Annotated in this window: 22 protein-coding genes and 1 pseudogene; 9 read left to right on the top strand and 14 right to left on the bottom strand. The window is 47.5% G+C overall.

The window, feature by feature from the left end; translation table 11 throughout:
- Positions 1 to 101 precede the first annotated feature (101 nt).
- The 4 genes from HUK38_RS10325 (at position 102) to HUK38_RS10310 (ending at position 5,456) form a co-directional block, all read left to right on the top strand.
- Complete coding sequence (locus tag HUK38_RS10325) at positions 102 to 875, top strand: ABC transporter permease (RefSeq protein WP_182584250.1); 774 nt, start codon at positions 102 to 104, stop codon at positions 873 to 875.
- 169 nt (positions 876 to 1,044) lie between these two features.
- The gene (locus HUK38_RS10320) at positions 1,045 to 2,331 is read left to right on the top strand and encodes an ABC transporter ATP-binding protein (RefSeq protein WP_182584249.1); all 1,287 of its coding nucleotides are present in this window, start codon (positions 1,045 to 1,047) and stop codon (positions 2,329 to 2,331) included.
- Between the two features lie 2 nt (positions 2,332 to 2,333).
- Positions 2,334 to 4,100 carry a class I SAM-dependent methyltransferase gene (locus HUK38_RS10315; protein ID WP_238787585.1) on the top strand — a complete coding sequence of 589 codons (1,767 nt, stop codon included), beginning with the start codon at positions 2,334 to 2,336 and terminating at the stop codon, positions 4,098 to 4,100.
- A gap of 201 nt (positions 4,101 to 4,301) precedes the next feature.
- Positions 4,302 to 5,456, top strand: a complete 1,155-nt coding sequence (locus HUK38_RS10310) for a tetratricopeptide repeat protein (protein ID WP_182584247.1) — start codon at positions 4,302 to 4,304, stop codon at positions 5,454 to 5,456.
- Positions 5,457 to 5,734: 278 nt separating this feature from the next.
- On the opposite strand, the gene HUK38_RS10305 is transcribed toward HUK38_RS10310, so the two are convergent.
- From HUK38_RS10305 to HUK38_RS10290, 4 genes are all read right to left on the bottom strand, one after another.
- Positions 5,735 to 6,100 carry a hypothetical protein gene (locus HUK38_RS10305; RefSeq protein WP_182584246.1) on the bottom strand — a complete coding sequence of 122 codons (366 nt, stop codon included), beginning with the start codon at positions 6,098 to 6,100 and terminating at the stop codon, positions 5,735 to 5,737.
- 76 nt (positions 6,101 to 6,176) lie between these two features.
- Complete coding sequence (locus HUK38_RS10300; RefSeq protein ID WP_182584245.1) at positions 6,177 to 6,464, bottom strand: PASTA domain-containing protein; 288 nt, start codon at positions 6,462 to 6,464, stop codon at positions 6,177 to 6,179.
- 135 nt (positions 6,465 to 6,599) lie between these two features.
- Entirely contained in the window at positions 6,600 to 6,809 is a 210-nt protein-coding gene (locus HUK38_RS10295) for a SadB/YajI family lipoprotein (protein WP_182584244.1), read from the bottom strand.
- 55 nt (positions 6,810 to 6,864) lie between these two features.
- Positions 6,865 to 7,731, bottom strand: coding sequence for a hypothetical protein (locus HUK38_RS10290; protein ID WP_182584243.1), 867 nt, complete (start codon positions 7,729 to 7,731; stop codon positions 6,865 to 6,867).
- Positions 7,732 to 7,947: 216 nt separating this feature from the next.
- Between HUK38_RS10290 and HUK38_RS10285 the strand changes: the two genes are divergently transcribed.
- From HUK38_RS10285 to rpoH, 3 genes are all read left to right on the top strand, one after another.
- The gene (locus HUK38_RS10285) at positions 7,948 to 8,358 is read left to right on the top strand and encodes a helix-turn-helix domain-containing protein (RefSeq protein ID WP_182584242.1); all 411 of its coding nucleotides are present in this window, start codon (positions 7,948 to 7,950) and stop codon (positions 8,356 to 8,358) included.
- Between the two features lie 52 nt (positions 8,359 to 8,410).
- Complete coding sequence (gene ubiD / locus HUK38_RS10280) at positions 8,411 to 9,874, top strand: 4-hydroxy-3-polyprenylbenzoate decarboxylase (protein WP_182584241.1); 1,464 nt, start codon at positions 8,411 to 8,413, stop codon at positions 9,872 to 9,874.
- Between the two features lie 379 nt (positions 9,875 to 10,253).
- Entirely contained in the window at positions 10,254 to 11,099 is an 846-nt protein-coding gene (gene rpoH / locus HUK38_RS10275) for an RNA polymerase sigma factor RpoH (RefSeq protein ID WP_182584240.1), read from the top strand.
- A gap of 45 nt (positions 11,100 to 11,144) precedes the next feature.
- Here rpoH and alr read toward each other — a convergent pair whose 3' ends face one another.
- The 7 genes from alr to HUK38_RS10240 all read right to left on the bottom strand — a co-directional run bounded on the left by alr (position 11,145) and on the right by HUK38_RS10240 (position 18,498).
- On the bottom strand, positions 11,145 to 12,278 hold the full coding sequence (alr, locus tag HUK38_RS10270) for an alanine racemase (RefSeq protein WP_338065403.1): 1,134 nt from the start codon (positions 12,276 to 12,278) through the stop codon (positions 11,145 to 11,147).
- Complete coding sequence (dnaB, locus tag HUK38_RS10265; protein WP_338065402.1) at positions 12,274 to 14,559, bottom strand: replicative DNA helicase; 2,286 nt, start codon at positions 14,557 to 14,559, stop codon at positions 12,274 to 12,276. Before dnaB ends, alr begins: the two co-directional genes overlap by 5 nt.
- Positions 14,560 to 14,648: 89 nt before the next feature.
- Positions 14,649 to 15,968, bottom strand: a complete 1,320-nt coding sequence (locus HUK38_RS10260) for a dihydroorotase (RefSeq protein ID WP_420825169.1) — start codon at positions 15,966 to 15,968, stop codon at positions 14,649 to 14,651.
- Positions 15,952 to 16,968 (bottom strand): aspartate carbamoyltransferase catalytic subunit, encoded by a 1,017-nt coding sequence (locus HUK38_RS10255; RefSeq protein ID WP_182584237.1) that lies wholly within the window; start codon positions 16,966 to 16,968, stop codon positions 15,952 to 15,954. The genes HUK38_RS10260 and HUK38_RS10255 overlap by 17 nt, the downstream gene beginning before the upstream one ends.
- A gap of 30 nt (positions 16,969 to 16,998) precedes the next feature.
- Complete coding sequence (pyrR, locus tag HUK38_RS10250) at positions 16,999 to 17,532, bottom strand: bifunctional pyr operon transcriptional regulator/uracil phosphoribosyltransferase PyrR (protein WP_182584272.1); 534 nt, start codon at positions 17,530 to 17,532, stop codon at positions 16,999 to 17,001.
- Positions 17,525 to 17,929, bottom strand: coding sequence for a Holliday junction resolvase RuvX (gene ruvX, locus HUK38_RS10245; RefSeq protein ID WP_182584236.1), 405 nt, complete (start codon positions 17,927 to 17,929; stop codon positions 17,525 to 17,527). The genes pyrR and ruvX overlap by 8 nt, the downstream gene beginning before the upstream one ends.
- A 2-nt stretch (positions 17,930 to 17,931) precedes the next feature.
- Positions 17,932 to 18,498, bottom strand: coding sequence for a YqgE/AlgH family protein (locus tag HUK38_RS10240; RefSeq protein ID WP_182584235.1), 567 nt, complete (start codon positions 18,496 to 18,498; stop codon positions 17,932 to 17,934).
- Positions 18,499 to 18,861: 363 nt separating this feature from the next.
- Here HUK38_RS10240 and HUK38_RS10235 point away from each other — a divergent pair, with 363 nt between their 5' ends.
- Complete coding sequence (locus HUK38_RS10235; RefSeq protein ID WP_182584234.1) at positions 18,862 to 19,005, top strand: hypothetical protein; 144 nt, start codon at positions 18,862 to 18,864, stop codon at positions 19,003 to 19,005.
- A 44-nt stretch (positions 19,006 to 19,049) separates the two neighbouring features.
- Here HUK38_RS10235 and HUK38_RS10230 read toward each other — a convergent pair whose 3' ends face one another.
- Together HUK38_RS10230 and HUK38_RS10225 are read right to left on the bottom strand one after the other, a co-directional pair.
- Positions 19,050 to 20,087, bottom strand: a complete 1,038-nt coding sequence (locus HUK38_RS10230) for an RNA-guided endonuclease InsQ/TnpB family protein (protein ID WP_338065401.1) — start codon at positions 20,085 to 20,087, stop codon at positions 19,050 to 19,052.
- Between the two features lie 7 nt (positions 20,088 to 20,094).
- Positions 20,095 to 20,685, bottom strand: coding sequence for an IS607 family transposase (locus HUK38_RS10225; RefSeq protein WP_182584233.1), 591 nt, complete (start codon positions 20,683 to 20,685; stop codon positions 20,095 to 20,097).
- A gap of 56 nt (positions 20,686 to 20,741) precedes the next feature.
- Here HUK38_RS10225 and HUK38_RS10220 point away from each other — a divergent pair, with 56 nt between their 5' ends.
- Entirely contained in the window at positions 20,742 to 22,916 is a 2,175-nt protein-coding gene (locus HUK38_RS10220; protein ID WP_182584232.1) for a diguanylate cyclase domain-containing protein, read from the top strand.
- 155 nt (positions 22,917 to 23,071) lie between these two features.
- On the opposite strand, the pseudogene HUK38_RS10215 reads toward HUK38_RS10220, so the two are convergent.
- Positions 23,072 to 23,431: pseudogene (locus HUK38_RS10215) on the bottom strand (type I restriction enzyme endonuclease domain-containing protein); the annotation flags it as partial.
- Positions 23,432 to 23,532 lie beyond the last annotated feature (101 nt).

The following is a 23,532-nucleotide window of genomic DNA, read 5'->3' as shown; positions in this document are numbered from 1 at the left end:
CCCACGCAAAAGTATTTAGAATATCAAAACATATCACCCGCAACACGCCACTGTGCCAAAGTCGCTACACTTTTATTCCCTACTATGCCAAATAAAACAGCATGAATATTTCGTTATTATTTGATTTTACCCGACAAGATTTCGTTGATCGTTATTCGGGGTCAGCACTTGGTGCCTTGTGGGCATTCATTCATCCATTAGTGATGATTTTTATCTTTACAGTGATTTTCGCTAATGTGATGAGTGCCAAATTACCCGGCGGCAGCGGCGGGAATTATGATTACCCCATTTATCTTGTGAGTGGGTTATTACCCTGGATAGCCTTTACCAACACAATCACACGTTGCTCAACAGTGTTTTTAGAAAAACGACACTTATTAAATAAAATTCGTTTAACGCTTGCCTATTTGCCAGTGTATGTTGTTATTTCAGAAACCGTGACCTTTGCTATTGCATTCACCCTATTTCTTGGGTTTTTAGCTGCCACAAACCAATTACCTGGCGCATGGCTTTTATTTGTACCACTCATTTTTATTTTACAGCAAATCTTTGCTTTTGGATTAGGTTTGTTATTTGGAGTATTAAACGTATTTTTGCGCGATGTGAAAGAATTGGTCACAATCGTATTAACATTTTGGTTCTGGTTAACACCATTAGTCTGGGTGCCGGCGGTCGCACCCGAATGGTTGCAACAATTGCAAGATTACATCAATCCCGCCAATTGGTTTATTGCGGCATATCGTGACATTTTTGTTCACCATCATTTACCAGATATTAACGCATTATCACGCCTAGTTATAATTGCCCATGCAGTCTTGCTTGGTGCGTGGTTTCTACTCAAATGGTTAGAAAAGGATATTCGAGATTTTTTATGATGTATTTTTTTCTGATAACAACCGGGCTAACTGTGGTAATGCTTTTAATCGCAAAATGGGTGTTGTGGCGGATTAACGGTTCACGCAGCACACTCATTTTAATTGCATTATCAACCCTATATTTTCTTGTTGTATTGCAATTGAGCCAATTTATCTTAGGACATGCCGCATGATTCGCGCTGATCATATCAGCAAAACTTTTCGCCTATATCGGAAACCCTCTGATCGGCTAAAAGAATTGATTTTACGCCGCAATTATCACAGTGTGCATTGTGCGTTGCATGATGTGTCATTTCAAATTACCGATGGCCAAACACTAGGGATTATTGGTCAAAATGGCGCAGGTAAATCCACTTTATTAAAGATATTGACCGGTGTGCTATTGCCAGATACAGGTGACGTGCAGATTTCTGGACGCATTACCGGGTTATTAGAATTAGGTACCGGATTCAACATGGATTTAACTGGGTTAGACAATATTCGCGCCAATGCGATGTTATTAGGCATGACTCAGGAACAAATACAGGCACGGCGCACGGCCATTATTGCGTTTGCCGAACTGGGATCATTTATTGAAGAACCCTTAAAAACCTATTCTTCGGGTATGGTGATGCGATTGGCATTTGCTATCGCCATTCATGCCGATCCGGTGTGTTTTGTCGTGGATGAAGCGCTGTCAGTTGGCGATGCCTATTTTCAACAAAAATGTATGCGGCGTATTCAAGAATTCCGTGCTAATGGCGGCAGTATTCTATTTGTTTCCCATGATATGAATGCGGTTAAAACGCTATGTGATGAGGCGTTGTTATTAGAAAATGGTTGTGTGATTGATCGCGGTTCACCGAAAGCAGTGGTGGATCATTATCACGCCATGTTTTTAAGCCGCAGTCATCATGGTGATTTGCCAGTTGCCATTAATAAACCGCCTGAGGTCATTGACACTCAACCCGCGCAATCAATTGTTGTTGAATCACCATTGGTGGGTACGGGCGAGGTGCGTTTATTAAAACTTGAATTGTACAACGCGGCTGATCAGTTAATACAGCATTTAACCAGTGAAGAACCATTGCGCATCGTTGCGCATATTCAAACATTGCGTGATTTAGATCAACCGCATTATGGCATTGGTATTCGCAATCGGTTAGGACAATCTGTTTTTGAAACCAATACTTATTGCATGGGGCAGCACCCACCGGCGCTGGTAGCGGGAGAAACGGTACAAGTTATTTGGCAGTTTACGGTCAACTTAATTGCCGGTGATTATTCAATTACAGTCGGTGTTGGTAATCGCCCCTATGGCACGGGTAGCTTTAGTGAAATCCTGTTTTTTTCACACGATTTAACCATGCTCAAAATTGAAACTAATACAACTGCCATTCGTTATGACGGGTATTTTAATATGCACCCCAGCGTGACAATTTGCACACCTGAATTGCCCATATTGCCAAATGAATGAGTATGATGGCAACCATTAATAGCGAAAACATCCGCGATGCTTATACCGCGCATTATTATTTAGAAGATTGCGGTGGGTTTGAAGTGTATTGCGCTTCCGGTGGTAAAGAACTTGATCCGCGTTTAGATTGCATGGCGCGTTTGGCAAATTATCACCAGCGATCTCATCAATTGCGTATTCTTGATTTAGGTTGCGGGCGCGGTGAAATGGCACATTTTTTTGCTGCACGCGGCGATAGGGTTGATGCGGTTGATTATTCGGCAGCGGCATTAGAATTGGCGGCGGCCTGTTTTAAAGATGAACCGCAATTATTAAAACGGGTGCGGTTTCATTGCGCGTCTGTGACCAATCCTAAAGTTTATCGTGGGCGTTATGACATCGTTTTGGCGTCAGATTTAATTGAACATTTAGCAGTTAGTGAAGTCGAACAATTATACAAGTTAATTCGCCGTCATTTGAAACATGACGGCATTTTTATTGCGCATACCTTTCCCAATTTATGGTATTACCGCTATGGTTATCCGCGCCGGCGGCGTCACGCGGCATTAAATGGTTGCGATTTACCTATTCAACCGCGCAGTGCCTATGAACAACAGATGCACATCAATGAACAATCGCCGCGTGTATTAAAACGGCAATTGCAACAGGCATTTCCACACGTTTTATTATGGGCGGGCGATCATCAAACACCTGCCGGTAGTTTAGCGCGTTCCTTTGGCAAAAGCGGCTGGCGTGATGCGCCGTCGTTATTCGCTATTGCAGCGCGTCAACCAATTGATGCGACTAAAGTCATTGCCGTATTAAATGGGTTGCCAGACTCACAAATCATAACGCCGCCAATGCCTGCAATGACGTTTATCAGTGCATATTTACGGCGATTATTAGCCACCTTGCGGCAGTTACCTGTTCTGTCTTCTTTAGTTGCTTATTTACACGCATTATGGCGTTTACCGCAGATTCATCATGGATTAATTGCCAGTCATACCGCCCACACCACTCGCTTGACTGCATTAGAAGCTGAATTAACTCAATTGCGTCAACAGGTGAAGACAGTGACCGAGCAGCTGGCGGCAGTTTCATTAACGCATGATAATAATACGACGGCCGATCAACGCTGGGCGAGTTGGTATCAGTCTTTTGAAAATCATTTTCGCGGCAGTTCAGAAGTTATTCAACAACGGCTGGCAGTGTATTTGCCCTATTTAATGGCGAGTCCAATTAACGAGCAGACGCCGTTATTAGACATTGGCTGCGGGCGCGGTGATTGGTTGGCGTTATTAAAAAATCATGGTTACGCGGCGCGTGGAATTGATAGTAATGCAGACGCAATTGCATTGGCACAACAACGTGGGTTAATAGTCACGCAAGCAGAGATGATGGTGGTTTTGAATCAACAACCCGCGCAGTCACTCGGCGCAATGACTGCATTGCATGTGGTCGAGCATCTGCCCTTTGTGCAAGTGTTGCAATTATTAGATGAGATGCGCCGAGTGTTAATCCCCGGTGGATTGGTCATTATTGAAACGCCCAATCCAGAGAACCTCACTGTTGGTGCTTGTCATTTTTATACTGACCCAACTCATCAACGCCCGATTGTGCCAGCGGTATTAGAGTTTGCATTAAAACAGGCGGGTTTTATAGATGTGCAAATCCTGCATTTGAATCCCGATTTGCCGGAACATCATTTGCCCGGTGATGATCTTTTAACGCAACAATTTAATCGTTATTTACACGGGGCGCGGGATTATGCGGTGGTGGCGCGGGTGTAATGTCAATGTGTTTTTTGATTAAGAATGTGAGGCAACCCGAAAATTCGCTAATTAAAATTCGACTCATCCTATTGCATATTTTTGAATAACAGAGTTTATTGCATCAAAACCTGCGCGATAGGCCGAATTGATTATTTCTACGCACAGACTTTTGCAATTTGATTTTGCCAACAGGCGCCTTTCCTAGATAAGGTAAATAATATGAGTGCAGAAACCAGTTTTTTTAGAAGTGTATGGTTTATTGTATTAACCACTATTACTACTAGCGTAGGACTTGTTGGCGGCGCATTAGAAGCCCTTGTCTGGTATTCCAGATACCAAGATGAATCGAATACGCATTCGCAAGAAGTTAGTGAAAATGTCAAAACACAAACGCTTGAAGAACAAAAACAGACAGAAGCCGAACGCAATGCTGAGGCACAACGTTTAATAGAATATGGTGCGCAGCAAGCATTAGCTAAAATGCAGGCTCAACAAGAAGAAGCATTAGCAAAATTGCAAGCTCAGATTGAAGCTGAACGCAATGCTGAAGCACAACGTTTAATAGAATATGGTGAGCAGCAAGCATTAGCTAAAATGCAGACTCAACAACAGGAATTAGCCAAGTTGCAAGCTCAAATTGAAGCTGAACGCAACGCCGAAGCACGACGTTTAATAGAATATGGTGAGCAGCAAGCATTAGCTAAAATGCAGGCTCAGAGTGAAGTTAAAACCCAGCCTATTGAACAGCATCCACTACCGTCATCCACAATTGCACAGTCGCTAGAATGCTTTGATGCAAAACAATGCCTAACATTGAATCTGAATGCAGCGGCAAATGAAAACTTTGAAAACGTAAGAGATATTGCAATCCAATTCGATAGCTTGAAAAAACCTAAACCAGGTAATCGAGTGGCTGCCCGCAAATTAAATGATGAGGGTTTAGCAGCAATGAAAAATGGTGACTTTGGCGTTGCTGTGAGTTTTTTTCGTGAAGGGCTTGCACATAATCTGCTGGATGTAGAAATTGCAGCTAATATGGGATACGCCTTCGTTCGGAATGAACAGCCTAAAGATGCTATTACTGTATTGACGTTGACGCTGGTCATCAATCCACGTCGCTCCGCTACATGGGCGCCGCTCGCCGAAGCGTTCGCGCTTAATGGACAATTAGAGGAGGCTGTTGCGGCGCTGTGGATAGAGTATCAATGGTCACCCAATCAAGAAAAGCTCGTTGCGATTTATCAAAAGCGTATTGAAAAAGAACAAGACGTACATCCAGAAGTTGCGGATATGTATCGAGCAATCAACGATTGGATTATCAGTGGGCAACGTCCAAACTTTCATAATTTAATTGCTAGTTCTCCGCGCAACTAAGTCACACAATAATCGAGGCGCGAACTTTCTATTTAATCGCTGGCGATTGCTTGATGATTTGCTTAATGAAAGCGTGGGGCAGAACTTCGAGGGTTAATTGCTCAGTTGAAATGCTCTATGTAGCGCGTACATTTGAAATAACAAGCGGGCTTCCGTCATAACAGTAGCACTGATAGATATTTAACTGAGCGTCGTTCCGCGATTGATTTATCTTGGGGCGACTGTTCAGCATACAGCAGGGTTTGTTGCATTAAAACATGATTGATACGTTCAATTGATTATTTCCACGCACAGACTTTTGCAGTTTGGTTTTGCCAGCAGGCGCCTTTCCTAGATAAATTGCCGAGTGAATCGTGTGCATGACCACCGCCTTTTTCAGCATTCCAAAACCCTTCGGCGATATTCTTTCCAGTTACGTCCACCATTGCAAAATAAGTGACTGGTTCATTTTCAGAAGTGCCAATTGAAAAACTACCATCACTTTGCATTGAAATATTGCATGTTCCATTCAGATATTTTGTGTGATTGACTTCTAAAAGACATTTACCACGAAAAGATTGATCTGCTTGGACTGTCAATACGACAGCGTTGTTCATTAAGATCGCAGCGGCGAGCGTTTTGCTTAAAACGTTTAGATAATTCATTGGTGTGGATTCCTATTTAATTTGCGTTGGTGACGCCTTCACACTCTAGCATCCTTCCTACCAAAAATAATAATGCTTAACCCGCCTCCCACCAAGAGCGATAAGTGACAGTACTTCCTTTTTTCACTCTGGTACCGGCTTTAGGACGTTGACGATAAGCGCAACCAATGTCTCCTGCATCTTCATCAATTGGGCCATGTATATCAATTGCCTTTGGTCTTAATCCAGCGCGCTTAATCAACTGGTCAACATCTCCGCATTCGCCATTAATCTTTGGCACAACAACAGTGTCATCAGCCAATGCGTTATTAACTGTGGTGACGGGCAATGTCATTATGCAAAAAAGAACAAGTAGTTTTTTCATATTTTCTCCTAGTTCAGAAATGAAAATTGCGTTTTTTACAGCGCATTTTGATTAGTACCTTGAGCAGCAGTAACTAGAACAAATAATCACTACTATTAAAGCAACAGAACACTACCTTTTATTAGTTTAATAATCTCACCTGAACAAAGTTTCAACATTTCGTTTATGTTTATTCTGCAATTCTACAATTTCTTTCTCGTATTGAGCCACTTTCTCCGTTAACTGTTGATTAACTGCCTTTAATTCTCCAATTTGCTTTTCAAGTTCTTGAATCTGAGCCAATTGGTCACACCCAGGAAGTATTAAAGCAGCAGTTAAAAGATAAAAAGCAATGCGTGATTTCATAATCCTAATCAAGCTCCTATTTATTCTCATCATTTTTAACAGACATAAAGTGTTTTTACTGAGAACGGGTATTAGAAAAAAACACAACTACCGTACTAAAAACTTGTTTTACTGTAGGCACCAGAAGCGTTGCTGTCCCATCTAGTCCTTTTTGCAGTAAAACAAAAGAGACTGAAAATCCAAACATTTTGAAAAGGTTAAGTGCTAGAATAACACAATAAAAAATGTAAAAATTATTTTGTAACCCGATCAAGTTCACGAACACTTTTGCCAGAGCAATTTTGGCGTAGTCCATCAATAAATAGGCGTTAATAAAGACACGGCTATAGTGATTTGCGTCAGTCTTTTCAAAAGATTGTTCAACTGCTTTGTCAGTAAAGTTGTTGAAGTTAACATCTGAAACTTTGAATTCGAAAGTATCATGAGCACTGAAGGCTAAAGCGAGAACAATATTTAAAACAATTGCTGCATAAAAAATACGGACTAATTCATTACCATGAGAGCTAATTTCTTGGTTGATGTTTTCATTAACAAGTGGTGATGAAATTGGCTTGTTAACAAACGAATACAGAACAAAACTAGAAAAAACGATGACAACAAAAAAGGGCACATAACCTTGCTGTAGAACCATGCCTTTAACTAAAAGCACAAGAATACTGCTCAACATTAGTGACGAAAAAAATGCAGTGACACGCATAAAAAAGGTTCGATCACGGCTCAAAAAATTATACAACATGCTATTGGGTTGGGAATACATAGCTAACATTTTGCGGTTGCCTGAATACAGACGAATCATGCTAAAATAGACGAAACCTGCTGTGATTATCACAAAGAGCGCAACCAACCAATCGCTCACACCAAAAAAGTAAGCCAAGCTCACCATGAGCAAGACCATAATTGTAGTTAAGATGTACTTTTTCATAGCAGTTTCCTTCTAGTTATTAGCTAAAGTGTAAAAGAATTTTAATAGCAAAGATCAGAAATTATGCAGCTAAGTTGCAGTTACTTGACAACAACAATTTAAGCTAAAAAGCTACTTTGCTGGCTAAATGTTGCAAAGCATTAACAAGATACAGTTGTTTCAACTAAGAAAACACACCCAAAAAGTCTCCAATCCCCCCACTTTTTGGAGGATTTCATGCAAATAAAGGAAAAACTCAAAGTGATGCGGGCTTTGCGTGGTTGGTCACAGGAAAAAATGGGCGAAAAACTTGGCTATTCAGCGAAGGGTTACGCCAAAATTGAACGTGGCGAAACAGATATTAAAGTTGAACAATTAGAAAAGATTGCAGAAACATTAGGTATTGACTTAGCGCAATTTTTTAACTTAAATGAAAACAATGTTTTTAATATCATTGAATTGTGTCACCACAGTCATATCACTGGTAGTGGCGCCGTTTTAACCGAAACTCAATGTGTCCAAGAATTAGAAAAAACACAGTTATTATTACAAGAACGCGACAAAGAAATTGCTTATCTCAAACAACAGATCGCGCAACTACAAGAAATAAACGCATTACTCAAAACGCTGACAGTGCAACACTCATAAAAATCAATTCTTATTTATCTATTACTTAAACCCGCTATTAAAACAAAACCGTATGCACTACCGTGATCTGCGCGATTTCATTACCCAACTCGAACAACGTGGCGAATTAAAACGCATTACCGTTGAAATTGATCCGTATTTAGAAATCACCGAATGCTGCGATCGCACGTTACGCGCCAATGGGCCGGCATTATTATTTGAACATCCCAAAGGCTCTCGCATCCCATTATTAGGCAATTTATTCGGCACCCCGCAGCGCGTCGCATTAGGCATGGGCGCGGAATCGGTGAGTGCATTACGCGACATCGGTCAATTATTAGCCTTCTTAAAACAACCCGACCCGCCAAAAGGGATTAAAGCGGCGTGGGAACAATTACCGATTTTCAAAAAAGTATTAGACATGGCGCCGCGCTTGTGCAAACAACCGCCGTGTCAAGAACAGGTTTTTGAAGGCAATGCAGTTGATCTCAATTCATTACCGATTCAACACTGCTGGCCGGGTGATGTCGCACGTTTAATTACTTGGGGATTAGTCATTACACGCGGGCCGCATCAATCACGTCATAATCTCGGCATTTATCGAATGCAGGTATTAGACCGCAACCGCGTTATTATGCGCTGGTTAGCGCATCGCGGCGGCGCATTAGATTACCGCGCTTTTCAACAATTACATCCCGGCCAACCCTTTCCTATTTGCGTGGCCATTGGTGCGGACCCGGCCATGTTATTAGCCGCAGTGACGCCCATTCCCGACAGTTTATCCGAATACGCATTTGCCGGTTTATTACGCGGTCAACGCACCGAAGTCGCAACCGCATTAGGCAGTGATCTGCAAATACCCGCCACTGCTGAGATTATTTTAGAAGGGTATCTATACCCGAATGACACAGCGGCCGAGGGTCCATTCGGCGATCATACGGGTTATTATAATGAAGTCGAGCAGTTTCCGGTATTCACCATTGAACGCATGACACAGCGGCGGCAGCCAATTTATCATAGCACCTATACCGGTCGCCCGCCCGATGAACCCGCAATGCTCGGCGTCGCATTAAATGAAGTGTTCGTGCCAATTCTGCAAAAACAATTCCCCGAGATCACCGATTTTTATTTACCGCCCGAGGGTTGTTCATACCGCTTGGCAGTGGTCAGTATTCAAAAACAATACCCCGGTCATGCCAAGCGCGTCATGTTTGGTATTTGGTCATTTTTACGCCAATTCATGTACACCAAGTTTGTGATTGTGGTGGACAATGATATTAACGCCCGTGATTGGAAGGATGTCATTTGGGCAATGACAACGCGCATGGACCCGGCGCGTGATACCGTGTTAATTGACAATACGCCAATTGATTATTTGGACTTTGCTTCGCCCGTATCAGGATTAGGGTCTAAAGTTGGGTTTGATGCCACGAATAAATGGCCGGGCGAAAGTCAACGCGAATGGGGGCAACCTATTCAAATGACAGCGGCCGTTAAAGCGCGCATTGATACCATTTGGCAACAGCTTGGCATTTAATTGTACGAACTGCACGTTTTTAATCACTCAAGCGCGTGGTTTTATTAGCAAAATCACGTTAATCAATTCCCAGTTTTTATGAACGTGGCGCGTTTTTAATCAATTAGATTAGCCCGCCACGCTTCACCAATCAATCGCCAACCAGTGCGATTCCCGCGCCCGCCCACCCAGAGCAACCGGAGCCAAAGCTGCGATCTGCGCCGTGTTGCAGCAGTTATTTTATCATATTAAGCAACAAAAATGTTTGTTTAACAGTGACTTAACCGCTAATCTCGTCAGTGCAAAAAACCGCATTCAGGGTGTTGTCAATGCGGATTATCAAGTGTTAAACTTTAACCTAGCTTTTTACTAGGTATTTCCCACTCGGAGTATTGCCGTTATGAATCACGCTCTCGCCACCACGCTTTCAACGGGTACGATTGATGCCTATATTAACAGCGCGTATCAAATTCCAATCCTGACATTGGAAGAAGAGCGCGATCTGGCAATACGATTGCGCGATCATAATGATATGGAAGCCGCTCGCCGATTAGTTTTATCACATCTACGCTTTGTCATTCGTATTGCACGCGGCTATCTTGGCTATGGATTGCCATTGCCTGATTTAATTCAAGAAGGCAGTATTGGGTTAATGAAAGCAGTGCGGCGCTTTGAACCCGATGTCGGTGTGCGCTTAGTGTCATTTGCCGTGCATTGGATTCGCGCTGAGATTCACGAATACATTTTACGCAATTGGCGTATTGTCAAAGTGGCGACAACCAAAGCCCAACGCAAATTGTTTTTTAATTTGCGCAGTACGAAAAAACGCCTCGGTTGGTTCACTCGTCAAGAAGTGGAAGATGTCGCGCTGGAATTGGGCGTAAAACCCGCTACCGTATTAGAAATGGAAGCGCGCCTGGCTAATTATGATTTGGCATTTGATGGCTATGATGATGATGAAGAAAATGGGATTAGTGCGCCGTCTGCGTATTTACCCGACATGCGATTAGAGCCATCCATGTTATTAGAACGTGCCGATAGTGAGAGTTGGGAACATGATCGTTTAATTGCCGCGCTGGCGACGCTCGATCAACGCAGTCAAACGATTTTACAGGCACGGTGGTTAGCAGAGAAAAAGCAAACGCTGCATGAATTAGCCGAGCAGTTTGGCGTGTCGGCAGAACGGATTCGTCAAATTGAAAAGGTAGCGTTGCAGAAATTAAAAGCGCAATTAGAAGCGGCATAAATGCTACCCGGAGTTGCGCGTTTTTAATCCAAGTTCTGGTGCCGGTTAATTATTAACCGCACTGGAACTGTCATAGTTTAATTGCACTCGTGGCGCCAATCGCGTTAATAACTCATAATTGGAACTGCCAACCCACCCCGCCACTTCTTCAACTGGCAATCCCGCGCCCCACAATACAACTGAATCACCAATTTTTGCATTTGGTTGTTGGCGTAAATCAATCGTAATCATGTCCATTGATACGCGGCCAATTAACTGGACGCGCTGGTTATTAATTAAAACCGGCGTCCCGGTTGGCGCATGACGCGGATAACCATCGCCATATCCAATTGCCACCACGCCAACGGGCATGTCTTCGGGGCAATGAAACTCGCCGCCATACCCTACCGCATCGCCGCGTTTTAATTCATGCCGTGCAATTAAACGGGCAGTGAGAGTCATTACCGGTTGTAATTGCCACTGCGCGGCGGTTTCATTTAATAACGGTGAGCCGCCGTATAGCATGATGCCCGGGCGCACCCAATTAGTGCGGGCGGCGGGATGGCGCAAAATGCCGGCCGAATTGCCGATGCACAGCGGCAGTGGATGAGATAAATCGCGGGCGGCGTTGACGGAAAGTGCTGTTAAATCAGCACATTGCCGTGCTGTCAGCGGGTCGTCGGGATCATCAGCATTTGCCAAGTGGGTGAGCAGGCCGCACAGGCAAGCGCGGTCACGGTGGCGATTGAGACGGTCAAGCAATTCAGGCACTTGGGCGGTGGCAAGACCGAGACGGTGCATTCCTGTGTCCACTTTTAGCCACACATTGAGCGGCGCGTAGTGCGACGGAGTGGTAGAATGTTCAATTAAATCAAACTGTTCCGTCTGATGTACCACTAATGTCAGATGATGCTGATAAGCGACAGTTACATCCTCGCCATCGTTCGCACCCTCCAGCACCAAAATCGGCTGCGCGATGCCAGCGTGACGCAAGCGCAGCGCCTCATCCAGCCGCGCTACCGCAAAACCATCCGTTTTATTCGCCGCTAATACCGCCGCGACCGTTTCTAAATCATGTCCATAGGCATTGGCTTTAATGACCGAATAAACACGGCTGGCGGGGGCGTGTAATCGCACTTGATTAAAATTATGCCGCAATGCCGCCAAGTTAATTCGCGCCGTCGGCGCATATTGATTAATAACCACGCTCGCCACCATAGGCTTCGGTTGCTAAGTTTTCAAAGCGGGTGTATTGCCCTAAAAAGGCGAGTTTGACGGTGCCAATTGGCCCATTGCGTTGTTTGCCAATAATGATTTCGGCCGTACCTTTATCGGGACTTTCGGGATTATACACCTCATCACGGTAAATAAAAATAATCAGATCGGCGTCCTGTTCAATTGCCCCTGATTCGCGCAAATCCGACATGACTGGACGTTTACTTGGGCGGTTTTCTAAACTGCGATTTAATTGTGATAATGCCACTACGGGCACCTGTAATTCTTTGGCTAATGCTTTCATCGAGCGCGAAATGAGTGAGATTTCAGTGGCGCGGTTTTCATTATGGGTGGATGTTTGCATCAATTGAATATAATCCACGACAATCATGCCCAATTCTTTGTTTTCGCGGGTCAAATCACGTTGCAAGCGCCGCACTCGCGCTCTTAATTCAGTTGGCGATAGCGCACCGGTATCATCAATATAGAGCGGTGCATTAGAGAGCGTGGCCATGGCAGTGGTTAAACGCGGCCAATCTTCATCCATTAACCGCCCGCTGCGTACCCGTTGTTGATCTATACGGCCGACCGATGATAATAGCCGCATCGCTAATGATTCGCCCGACATTTCCATGCTAAAGACGGCGACGGTTTTATTGGTGTTAATTGCAACATGTTCAGCCATGTTCATTGCAAAACTCGTGTTGTGTACCACCGTCATATCTTCTAATAAAAATAAACGATTGCCATCGCAAACAAAGCCATAATAATTATCTACCTTGTCATATTCAACGGTAATACCAGTTTGTTGCCAAGTGCGATGAGATGTCCAAGCAGTTGCTTGTTTGCGCGGGATTTTGACCGGAATCGTATCGAGATTGCCAGAGAAACGCACCCGATAGACGGTCGTGCGGTCATCAATAGATTGAATAGTTGCTTGTTTGGCAACCAGTGACGTTCTAAAACCTAAACTATCACACAGCCATTTGATTTGTTTCGCTAAATGCGCATTTTTTTGTGTGATTTCATAGGTGTTGCATTGCGGCAAATAATCACCAGCGCTGTCAATTAAACCGGCTAATAATTGCACTCTATGCTGTTTAGAATTAGCTAAAAATAGCTGCGGAATATGTTTGTTGTGCAAAACGCCTAATTCGCTCAATAAATACTCAGCAGATGCAATCGCGTACTCGCGTAAATAATCAACGATTTCTTGAGCAGTCGTTGCAATACTGACCGAAGAACTGCTGCCATCACCTAACCATAAACCGAAAAAATACGGCGCAATTGGTAAGGGTTGTTCTGCAAACTCAATAGCGACCTTATAGCCTTTATAATGAGAGCGAAATTTGGGCGCTGAATGCAAATAATCTGTTAATGCAATATTCAGCATGTCTCCCGTTTGATGTGATCCCGTGTTACGGCGCCGCTTTAACGCTAAAATGTGCGATTCATTGACACGATAATCTAGTCCTTTGTTTTGCCGAATCCAATACATTTTTTCTTGGCCACGCGCTAAAGACAGTACCCGTCTTGGGGTCGAATCATTCCCCATTAACAAGTCACCCACTTGGATATTTTCTACTGCTTTGACGTCACCTGAATACATTAAAATCGGCGTCCCTTTACCAAAACATTTCCCCATTGACGGGCGGCCGGCAACAATAATTAACTCGGAGTTTTGTAATCCCGAGGTTTTTTCATCTAAATCAGTAAAACCAGTGGGGAGGCCGGTTAAAGCGCCTTCTTGATGGTATAAATCATCAATCCGTTGGCTGGCTTGTGTGACCAGTTGTTTAATGGAGATGAATCCGCCGCCGCGGCGTAATTGTTCAGCAATTTGAAAGACTTTGGATTCGGCGTGATCCAGAATTTCGGCTTCGCTGCGCCCTTGTGTGTCAAATGCCAGGTCGGTGATTTCAGTGCCAACGCGGATTAACTGGCGCAGAACAGAATTAAATCGAATGATGTGCGCGTAATAGATCGCATTGGCGGCAGTAGCGGTGTTGCTTTCTATTTCTGCCAAATACGGCAAACCGCCGCTCTCGTTTAATAACTTGTGTTTTTCGAGTGCTTCGGCGAGGGTGATGATGTCGCAGGGTTGATTCTCATCTGCCAATAATTGAATGGCGCGAAAAATCAGGCGATGTTTATAATGATAAAAATCCTGTTCACTGACTTTATCGGCAATCAATTCCCAGGTTTGATTACTGAGCATGAGCGCGCCCAATAATGATTGTTCTGCATTGAGATTATTAGGCGGCACCCGCGTGGTGGTGGGAACTGATGCGAGCGATTGCACAGGCGCGGGTGAATAATGAATGGCGGTGGGTGAATGAGTGGCGGCGGTGGCAATCAACAATACTGAACGGGTGATTGCTCAAACACCACCCGCCCATTGAGAATTGTCCATTGCACTTGACCGCGCAATTCTTGATTTAAAAACGGCGTGTTTAATCCACGACTGCGCATGGTGTGTTCATTTAATATCCAGATTTTATTTGGATCAATCACGCACACATCGGCGCGGGCGTTAATCGCAAGATGACCGCGTTTGCTATTCAAAATGGCCGCGGGTTGACAGGTCAACATGGCAATGGCTTGATTTAATGATAACACGCCGTCGGTGACTAATTGCAGGGTTAATGGCAAGAGCGTTTCTAATGCGGAAATGCCGGGTTGAATACGCGGGAAGGGCGCTTGTTTGGCATCATCTTCATGCGGTTGATGATCGGAACAAATCGCGGTGATTTCACCTCGTGCAACGGCGGCGCGTAATGCTTGACGATCTGATTCAGTGCGCAGCGGCGGTAAAACATAGGCATTGGCGGCGAAATGATCCACGTCATTTTCGGTTAAAAACAATTGATGCGCGCTGACATCCGCCGTGACCGCCACGCCGCGAGCGCGGGCTTCGGCCAACATCGCCGTCGCTCTGGCGGTGGACAAACCGCGAAAATGAATCCGTGCGCCGGTCTGTTCGGCCAATGCCAGATCACGGGCGACGGCGACGGTTTCCGCCGCTTCGGGAATGCCGGGCAAACCTAAACGAGTGCTGACCCGCCCCTCGTGTACCAGTCCGCCGTCGCTTAAATCGGCATCGCACGGGTGCAAAAAGCAGGTCATGCCGAAGGTGGCGGCGTATTCGAGTGCGCGGCGCTGGACGCGGGTGTTGCGAATCGGGCGGTCGGCGTGACTGAGTACCGGGCAGCCGGCGTGTTTTAACGCGGCCATTTCGCTCAACTGCGTTCCCGCCAACCCGTGCGTCAAGCTGCCGGCCGGCAACACGCGGGCGTAGCCGTAACGCTGCGCGGTTTGGCGGATTAATTGCGCGACGGCGGGCGTGTCAATCACCGGATCGGTGTCGGGCGGGCAACATAAACTGGTAATCCCGCTCGCCGCGGCCGCTTGGGTTTCACTGCGGATGGTGGCTTTGCGTTCCAAGCCGGGTTCGCGCAGCCGAGCGCATAAATCAATTAACCCCGGCACGACTAAACAGCCGCTGGCGTCCAATTCGCGCTCGGGCTGGAAACCGTCGGGGGCGGCACCAATTGCCACCACCCGCCCGTCGGCCAGATGCACATCGGCGTGCGTGTCCACCGCGTGCAGTGGGTCAATCAGACGCCCGTGACGAATGCTCAAACGCGGCGGGGCGGGTTTACTCATCTGCCGCATCCTGTTGATTCATATTGAAATTATGCGCGCCGATGCACAGCGACATGATCGCCATGCGCACGGCCAAGCCGTTGCTGACCTGTTCCAAAATCACCGAGCGCGGCCCGTCGGCCACTCGCGAGTCCATTTCGACGCCGCGATTGATCGGCCCCGGGTGCATCACGATGGCATCAGGTTTAGCGGTGGCGAGGCGTTTTTCGGTCAAGCCAAACAGGCGAAAATATTCCTGCTCGCTGGGAATGAAGCCGCCGTCCATGCGCTCGCGTTGCAGCCGTAACATGATAACCACGTCCACGTCGCGCACCCCGGCGCGCAGGTCGTGATAAACAGTAACGCCAAAGGTGGCTTCGGCATGGGCGGGGATCAGGGTGCGCGGGGCGATGATGCGCACGTCCTCGACGCCGAGGGTGGTTAACGCGGTGATTTGTGAGCGCGCCACCCGCGAGTGCAGCACATCGCCGACGATGGCGACTTTTAACCGCGTAAAGTCGCCTTTATGCTGCCGAATGGTGAACATGTCGAGCATTCCTTGCGTCGGATGCGAGTGCCGCCCGTCACCGGCGTTGATGACGCTGACGTGCGCGGCGGTGTGACGAGCGATGAAGTGCGCCGCGCCGCTGTCGGCATGACGCACGACAAACATGTCAACGTGCATCGCTTCCAAATTGCGCAGCGTGTCGAGCAGCGTTTCACCTTTCGCCGTCGCCGAGGTGTTGACGTTCAAATTCAACACGTCCGCCGATAAACGTTTGGCGGCTAATTCAAAGGTGGTGCGGGTGCGGGTGCTATTTTCAAAAAATAAATTGGCAATGATCTTGCCGCGACACAGCGGGACTTTTTTAATTGCTTGGCGGGCAATGCCTAAAAACCCTTCGGCGCGGTCGAGGATGTCAATTAAATGCGCCCGGCTTAAACCGTCCAAGGTTAAAAAATGCCGTAAACGGCCGTGAGCATCTAATTGCAAAGCAGTATTAGGATTATTGGGCGGTGCGCAGGTCATTGTTCATTAGACAGTATTAAAACGTTTTTATTATTCAGCAACGAGTTTCGTCAACACCAACGGATCAGCGCCGGTGAGTTTAATTTGTTCACCCGTCGCTAACCGCGCACGGATTCCGACGACGTTGGGTTCAATTGGTAATTCCCGCCCGTCGCGTTCCACGAGAATGGCTAATAACACCGACGCGGGGCGGCCGTAATCAAATAAAACATTTAATGCGGCGCGCAAGGTGCGGCCGGTTTGCAACACATCATCCACCAAAATAATGGCGCGATCATCAATTGGCACCGGTAAATAAGACGGGCGCACTTGCGGGTGTAAACCAATGCGGGTGAAATCATCACGATAAAATGAAATATCCAAATGCCCGAGCGGCTCGGCCAGCGCCAGCGCCTGATGTAATCGCTCGGCCACTAAAACGCCGCCGGTGTGAATACCAACCATTAACGGCGTATTAATGCCGCGAGTGGCGCAGAGCTGTTTCAAATCACTCGCCATTGTCGCCAGCGCCGCCGTCACGGCCGCCGCATCCTGCCAAACGGAATGATTCACCGCGTCAGTCATGTTGGTCATTGAGCCACGTCTCCACAATGAGTTTGGCCGCGAAGGCGTCCACTGCATCAGGATCAGCGGCCGCCGCCCCAAGTTGCCCCCGCGCCTCACGGGTGGTCAAGCGTTCATCAATTAAATGCACGGTTAATCCAAACCGCCCGTGCAATTGGCGGGCGAAGCGGTGTACCTGTTCCGCCCAATCGGCGACCGTGTCGTCCATGTTGTACGGCAATCCCAGCACGGCGGCGCTCGGCTGCCACTCGCGCACCAGGCGTTCCAGTGCCACCCAATGCGGCTGCTGGCGCTGGTGATGCACCGTCGTCAGCGGCGTGGCGGTGCGCGTTACCGTTTGCCCAACTGCGACGCCGATTTTGCGGGTGCCAAAATCAAATCCCAGCACGGTTGCCATGCTTAGGCGTGGCCGACTTGGCCGACAACAAGATTTAAATCAACGCCGAGTAACTGCGCGGCGGCTTGCCAGCGCTGCTCGGCGGGGAGGTCAAACAGGGTTTCGGCATTCGCCGGCCCCGTCAGCCACGCATCGGTGGTTAATTCGGCTTCCAATTGACCGCTTGCCCAGCCGGCATAGCCCAGCGCCACTAAACACTGCTGCGGCCCGCGGCCACTGGCGATGGCTTCCAGCACGTCGCGGGAGGTGGTGACGCATAACTCGGGGGTGACGTGCAAGGTGGAATCGAAACTCAGCGCGCTGGTCGGATGCAGCACGAAGCCGCGATCCGTCTGCACCGGCCCGCCCAAATAGACGGCTGAATTGTTCAGTTCCGGCGAGGTGGCGACGATGTCGAGTTGCTCGAAAACATCGCTTAAACGGATTTCCATCGGGCGGTTGATGATGATGCCCATCGCCCCCTGGTCGTTATGTTCACAAATGTAGGTGACGGTGCGCGAAAAATTCGGGTCTTCCAAGCGGGGCATGGCGATGAGGAATTGGTTGGTGAGAGAGGTCGCAACGCGCATTTGATGAGTTCCAAAAAGGGACGGGCTGACTGAGGCGCCGGGGCGGGCGGCTGACCTGTGCAAACTACCGATACTTTTTTTTAAACATCGCTCAACAATGCTGAAAGACGCTTAACTGCCAGTCCGAAGACTGGGGTGTATCTACCAAGTCTGCAACAGCAGTTGCAGCGCGTCACTCTTTGATGCGTTTCAAGTTTTACGCCAGCAACTCGTGCTGGCAACCGCATACTCGAACTTGTTAAAGAGCGTGATTGAGTAGCACGCGCTTGATTATCGCCATAAAATACATGCTACCCAGTCTTAGGATAACGACGGATTTCTGCACTGTCAAAGTGGTTCTCTGTAGATGAGAATTCCTCAACTATGTTAAGCAAAGCACAGTTTATTGAATACTATGTGGCAACCCTCGCCGCCATTTTGGGACTGTCACTGGTGATCGGCAGCGCCGCCCTCTACATTCACCGCGTCAACCGCCATCAAATATCATCCTATTTTCGCACTGACTAACAGTCTTGTGCGATCAAAACCGATACTTTTTTCTTAAACATCGCTCAACAATGCTGAAAGACGTTTAACTGCCAATCCGCAGACTGGGGTGTATCTACCAAAGCGCGCAATAAAATATTACGCGCACCAACTAAATCACGCTTAACCCATGCACCGGATAAGAGCCGAATCAACTTTGCTCCACCAATGTTTTTAACTTCACCCGTTTCTGGATGCGTTTTACTGGTATAGGCTTCATTAACATCCACAACCCGCTTACCGTATTCAAACGCTTTATGTTTAATAAATTGCTTAAAACGATAATGCGCGAAAGTGAGCATTGCGCGCACTGACTTTGATTGAATTCTACGCCCCGCTTTACTCACCATTGCTTGCGTTTCAAACGTTGGCAATAAAATCAATTCAAAGTTTTTCACTAAAAAAAGCGCAGTTTTGTGGTGCAATTCGTCAATGAGATGTTTGATTTTTTCCCGCATTCGTGCAGCAGCAATCCGCATTTTATGTTGACGCTGTTTAGATGCTTTAGTCATTCGGGAAATCAAGTCATCTAAATGATACGCCAACCGCTGAATACGCGAAAAATCACCTGATCCAATAAAGCCACAAGTGTCATCTGAATAGAAAGCGACAAAATTGCGAACGCCAGGGTCAATCGCCACCACGCGGGCTTGGTTATCGCCATTGGGTACACGCGGTGGTTTCGATGGCATTGCAAGATAATACTTGCCAGCTTTCCAAATCAAACGTGAATCTAAATAAGATTCTGGTAAAGACTCGTTGAATTTCAAGCCTTTACCAGAAATCTTAGGATAAATCCCCGACATTTTAATTGCCGTTTTGGGAATAAAGCACGATTGTTGTGGTGATTTCCGACTACGAAATTGTGGTTTGCCTTTTGCCTTAAAAAACGCAGTGGTTGCATCCTTTATTGCAATTCCTTTAATTTGGAATGGACACTCTTTTGTCCAACTGGGCAATAACTGCGTAGCGTATTTTTTAATCTCCATCCAATTGGGCGTCCAGTTTTGACACGAGCGAATAAAATCAATCGTCCAATTAAACACATAACGGGAAACAGTTATCCAATACTTAAATATCTTTTTTTGACTGCGTGTCGGTGAGAGCCTGATTAACTTGCTTTTTGTAATTTCTAAGTCCGTGCATTCGACATGAGAAGACGTGAAGGATATTGAGCAAGTCTTTAGTAAGTTCATGCTCTGGCGAGTGAGCAGACTGGTCGAGAACCACGAGTTCTCCACCGTTGTGCTCAATAACTTGTTGAATGAGTTCATAGCCAAATCTTGCCAGTCGGTCACGGTGGGCAACCACAAGCTGGATGCAATCGCCGCGCATTGCGCGTTCCAAAATGGTTTTAAGTCCTTTTCTTTTGAAATTGAGTCCACTGCCGATGTCTTTAATGATTTCAGCGTGGGGATAACGCTCGCGCATGAATTGAACTTGGCGGTCGAGATCATCGCGCTGTTTGAATGAAGAGACGCGGCAATAGATAATGACAACGCGCTCTGTTCGCTGTCCAAGGTAGGCGTCAACGTCGTAGCGCCGTTGTCCACTACTGGTGCGAATGTGCGGGATTTTGCCGGCATCTGCCCATCTTCTAAGCGTTTCTGGGTGACATCCAAGTCGTTTGGCGGCTTCTCTCGTGGTAACGTAGGTTGACATCGCATGTTACAAATATTCCTGGCTAATGTTGAGCAAAGTATAGATTATTAGATACTATGATTCAACCGCCGCACTCGTCCAAATCATCACGCTTTGCCATGACACCACAACGCCCTGCTGCGCACGACGCACACCACGTTCCGGTGCAATCCACACGCCTACAACATCGCTTTTTTCTAGCGTTCATGCTGGCCGGGGCGCTGCTCTACACCAGTCAACCCGCCTGGGCGCTGGCGCCAGTGACACTGCAACTGCGCTGGTTGCACCAATTCCAATTCGCCGGCTACTACGCCGCGCTGCATCAGGGGTATTACCGCGAGGCGGGTTTAGAGGTCACGCTCAAAGAAGGCGGGCCGGGTGCGGATCCGCTCGCGGCAGTCCTGGCGGGGCAAGCCGATTTTGGCATCGGCGTTTCCAGTTTGGTGATTGACTACCTCAAGGGCAAGCCGGTGTTGGTGCTGGGGCCGGTGTTTCAACATTCGCCCAACGTGCTGATCGTGCATGGGCGCGACCGACGGCTGGTTGATCTGGCAGGTGACGGTGCCGGGCGGATCGCGCTGATGGGTGGCGATCAGGATGTCGAACTCAAGGCGATGTTTGTTGATGAAGGCATCGCGCTCGACAAACTGCATATTGTTTCAAACAAGCGCCATCTGGACGATTTTCTCAACCACCGCATCGTTGCCCTCAACGCCTATATTTCCAATGAACCGTTCGTTTTAGAACAGCGCGGCATCCCCTACACCGTTCTTAAACCGCTGACGTATGGCATGGATTTTTACGGTGACGTGCTATTCACCCGCCGGGCGCTGGTGGACGAGCGCCCCGAGATCGCCGCCGCGTTTCGCACCGCCTCGATGCGCGGCTGGCAATATGCGTTTGAACATCCGCATGAAATTGTTGACCTGATCCGCGAGCGGTACAACACGCAACACAAGAGCCGTGAGCATTTGATTTACGAAGCGGACGCCCTGTGCTTGCTGGTCAATCCCGAATTAATCGCCATTGGTCACAGCAACCCCGGGCGCTGGCTGCACATCGCCAAAACCTACGAGCGCTTTGGACTGGTGCAGTTTGACCGCTCACTCGACGAGTTTTTTTATCAACCCGACCGCCCGCTTGATTTGACCTGGCTGTACTCGACCCTCGCCGCCATTTTGGGACTGTCACTGGTGATCGGCAGCGTCGCCCTCTACATTCACCGCGTCAACCGCCGTCTCGCCCTCGCCCTGGTTGAAACATCGCGCAGCGAAGAACGCCACCGCATCATTTTCCAAACTTCCGCCTCCGCCGGCGTTGTCTGGCGCGAAGGGTTCATTGTCACCGACTGGAATCGTCAAGCCGAGGCGCTGTTTGGCTGGACGCGAGAGGAGATACTCGGCAAACGGTTTGTTGATTTCATCCTGACGCCGGTGGATCGCCAGCGACTCCCGGCACAATTTGCCCGCCTGATCCATGAAAACGTCCTGCCAAGTAGTATCAACGATAATTTGACCCGCGACGGGCGGGTGATTACCTGCGAATGGTTTAACGCCTGGCTGCCTGAGCGCCCGGGTGAACCGCCCGAAGTCGTGTCACTGGCCAACGACATCAGCGAACGGCAGCGGTTGGAACAGGAAATCCGCCAACTGGCCTTTTTTGACCCGCTCACCCAATTGCCCAACCGCCGTCTGCTGCAAGATCGCCTGCGCCACACGTTCGCGTCACTGCGGCGCAATGGCGGACATGGGGCGTTGATGTTCCTCGATCTTGACAAATTCAAGCCGTTAAATGACACCTACGGTCACGATGTTGGCGACTTATTGCTGATTGAAGTTGCCCAGCGGATCAGCAAATGTGTCCGCAGTACTGACACCGTTGCCCGCTTTGGTGGCGACGAATTCGTAGTGTTACTCATTGATTTAGATGATGATTTGGCGCTGGCGCTCGATCAGGCTCACTGCGTCGCGCACAAAATTCTGGCACGGCTGGCGGAAACTTATCACCTCACCCGCGCCGCTGCTGAAGTGGTCGAGCATCGCTGCTCGGCAAGTATCGGCGTGGCGCTGTTTGATGACGCCGCCGACGCGGAGGATGTGCTGCGCCGTGCCGATACGGCGATGTATGCGGCGAAAGAAGGGGGGCGTAATCGCGTCGTGGTCAATGCCAGTTCAGCCGATGCGCCGGATGACCGCTACCCCGCCGACCGCATTGTGCAAAGGCGGATTCAGCCGACGGGGGAGTTTGATTGAGCGGTCTTATGCTCTAGCGTTGGAATACACTTTTATTTGATGAATCAATCGGTTAAATGACTGGCGGTGCGCATTTCATTTGCGCAGTTCATTCAATTGTTAAATGCTTAATTGTTCTAATGGCATGGAAACGAGCAAATTAATCGTTGCTTTTCTTAAAACATCGCTTCTGCCTGTTCTAATACAGTTTTAATTGCTGTATTTTGTAAATCTGGCGGATAACCATATTTGCGTAAAATACGTCTAATTGACACACGCAAGCGAGCGCGGATGGATTCCCGCTGCGTCCAGTCCACACTCATGTTATTCTGCAATTCTGCTAATAACTCACACGCAATCACGCGCAAATTTGCATCTCCCAATGCCTGTAAAGCACTGTTATTTTCGGCCAAAGCATCATAAAAAGCGATTTCAGTGTGTGACAACCCGTATTCTTGACCACGTTGCCGTGCTGCCCGAATGTCTTTAGCGAGCGCAATCAATTCTTGTATCACTTGCATTGCCGTCAATGCATTATTAGAGTTGTTCTAACTAGCAAAATCAGCTAGTTAGCTAGGTTGAAATTCCACAATCCAGCACAAACACCGAGAATTTTGTCATACAAATCAAAGTTATG

Origin of the sequence: Thiospirillum jenense, assembly GCF_014145225.1 — a bacterium.
GTDB classification, from domain to species: domain Bacteria; phylum Pseudomonadota; class Gammaproteobacteria; order Chromatiales; family Chromatiaceae; genus Thiospirillum; species Thiospirillum jenense.
The sequence above is the reverse complement of the archived record's forward strand: the minus strand, read 5'-3'. Positions and strand labels throughout refer to the sequence as shown.

Bases quoted from the DNA above. Each gene is read 5' to 3' on its own strand.
- HUK38_RS10325 (WP_182584250.1), top strand. From the start codon at position 102: ATGAATATTTCGTTATTATTTGATTTTACCCGACAAGATTTCGTTGAT.
- HUK38_RS10320 (WP_182584249.1), top strand. From the start codon at position 1,045: ATGATTCGCGCTGATCATATCAGCAAAACTTTTCGCCTATATCGGAAA.
- HUK38_RS10315 (WP_238787585.1), top strand. From the start codon at position 2,334: ATGATGGCAACCATTAATAGCGAAAACATCCGCGATGCTTATACCGCG.
- HUK38_RS10310 (WP_182584247.1), top strand. From the start codon at position 4,302: ATGAGTGCAGAAACCAGTTTTTTTAGAAGTGTATGGTTTATTGTATTA.
- HUK38_RS10305 (WP_182584246.1), bottom strand. From the start codon at position 6,100: ATGAATTATCTAAACGTTTTAAGCAAAACGCTCGCCGCTGCGATCTTA.
- HUK38_RS10300 (WP_182584245.1), bottom strand. From the start codon at position 6,464: ATGAAAAAACTACTTGTTCTTTTTTGCATAATGACATTGCCCGTCACC.
- HUK38_RS10295 (WP_182584244.1), bottom strand. From the start codon at position 6,809: ATGAAATCACGCATTGCTTTTTATCTTTTAACTGCTGCTTTAATACTT.
- HUK38_RS10290 (WP_182584243.1), bottom strand. From the start codon at position 7,731: ATGAAAAAGTACATCTTAACTACAATTATGGTCTTGCTCATGGTGAGC.
- HUK38_RS10285 (WP_182584242.1), top strand. From the start codon at position 7,948: ATGCAAATAAAGGAAAAACTCAAAGTGATGCGGGCTTTGCGTGGTTGG.
- ubiD (WP_182584241.1), top strand. From the start codon at position 8,411: ATGCACTACCGTGATCTGCGCGATTTCATTACCCAACTCGAACAACGT.
- rpoH (WP_182584240.1), top strand. From the start codon at position 10,254: ATGAATCACGCTCTCGCCACCACGCTTTCAACGGGTACGATTGATGCC.
- HUK38_RS10260 (WP_420825169.1), bottom strand. From the start codon at position 15,968: ATGCGGCAGATGAGTAAACCCGCCCCGCCGCGTTTGAGCATTCGTCAC.
- HUK38_RS10255 (WP_182584237.1), bottom strand. From the start codon at position 16,968: ATGACCTGCGCACCGCCCAATAATCCTAATACTGCTTTGCAATTAGAT.
- pyrR (WP_182584272.1), bottom strand. From the start codon at position 17,532: ATGACTGACGCGGTGAATCATTCCGTTTGGCAGGATGCGGCGGCCGTG.
- ruvX (WP_182584236.1), bottom strand. From the start codon at position 17,929: ATGGCAACCGTGCTGGGATTTGATTTTGGCACCCGCAAAATCGGCGTC.
- HUK38_RS10240 (WP_182584235.1), bottom strand. From the start codon at position 18,498: ATGCGCGTTGCGACCTCTCTCACCAACCAATTCCTCATCGCCATGCCC.
- HUK38_RS10235 (WP_182584234.1), top strand. From the start codon at position 18,862: ATGTTAAGCAAAGCACAGTTTATTGAATACTATGTGGCAACCCTCGCC.
- HUK38_RS10225 (WP_182584233.1), bottom strand. From the start codon at position 20,685: ATGTCAACCTACGTTACCACGAGAGAAGCCGCCAAACGACTTGGATGT.
- HUK38_RS10220 (WP_182584232.1), top strand. From the start codon at position 20,742: ATGATTCAACCGCCGCACTCGTCCAAATCATCACGCTTTGCCATGACA.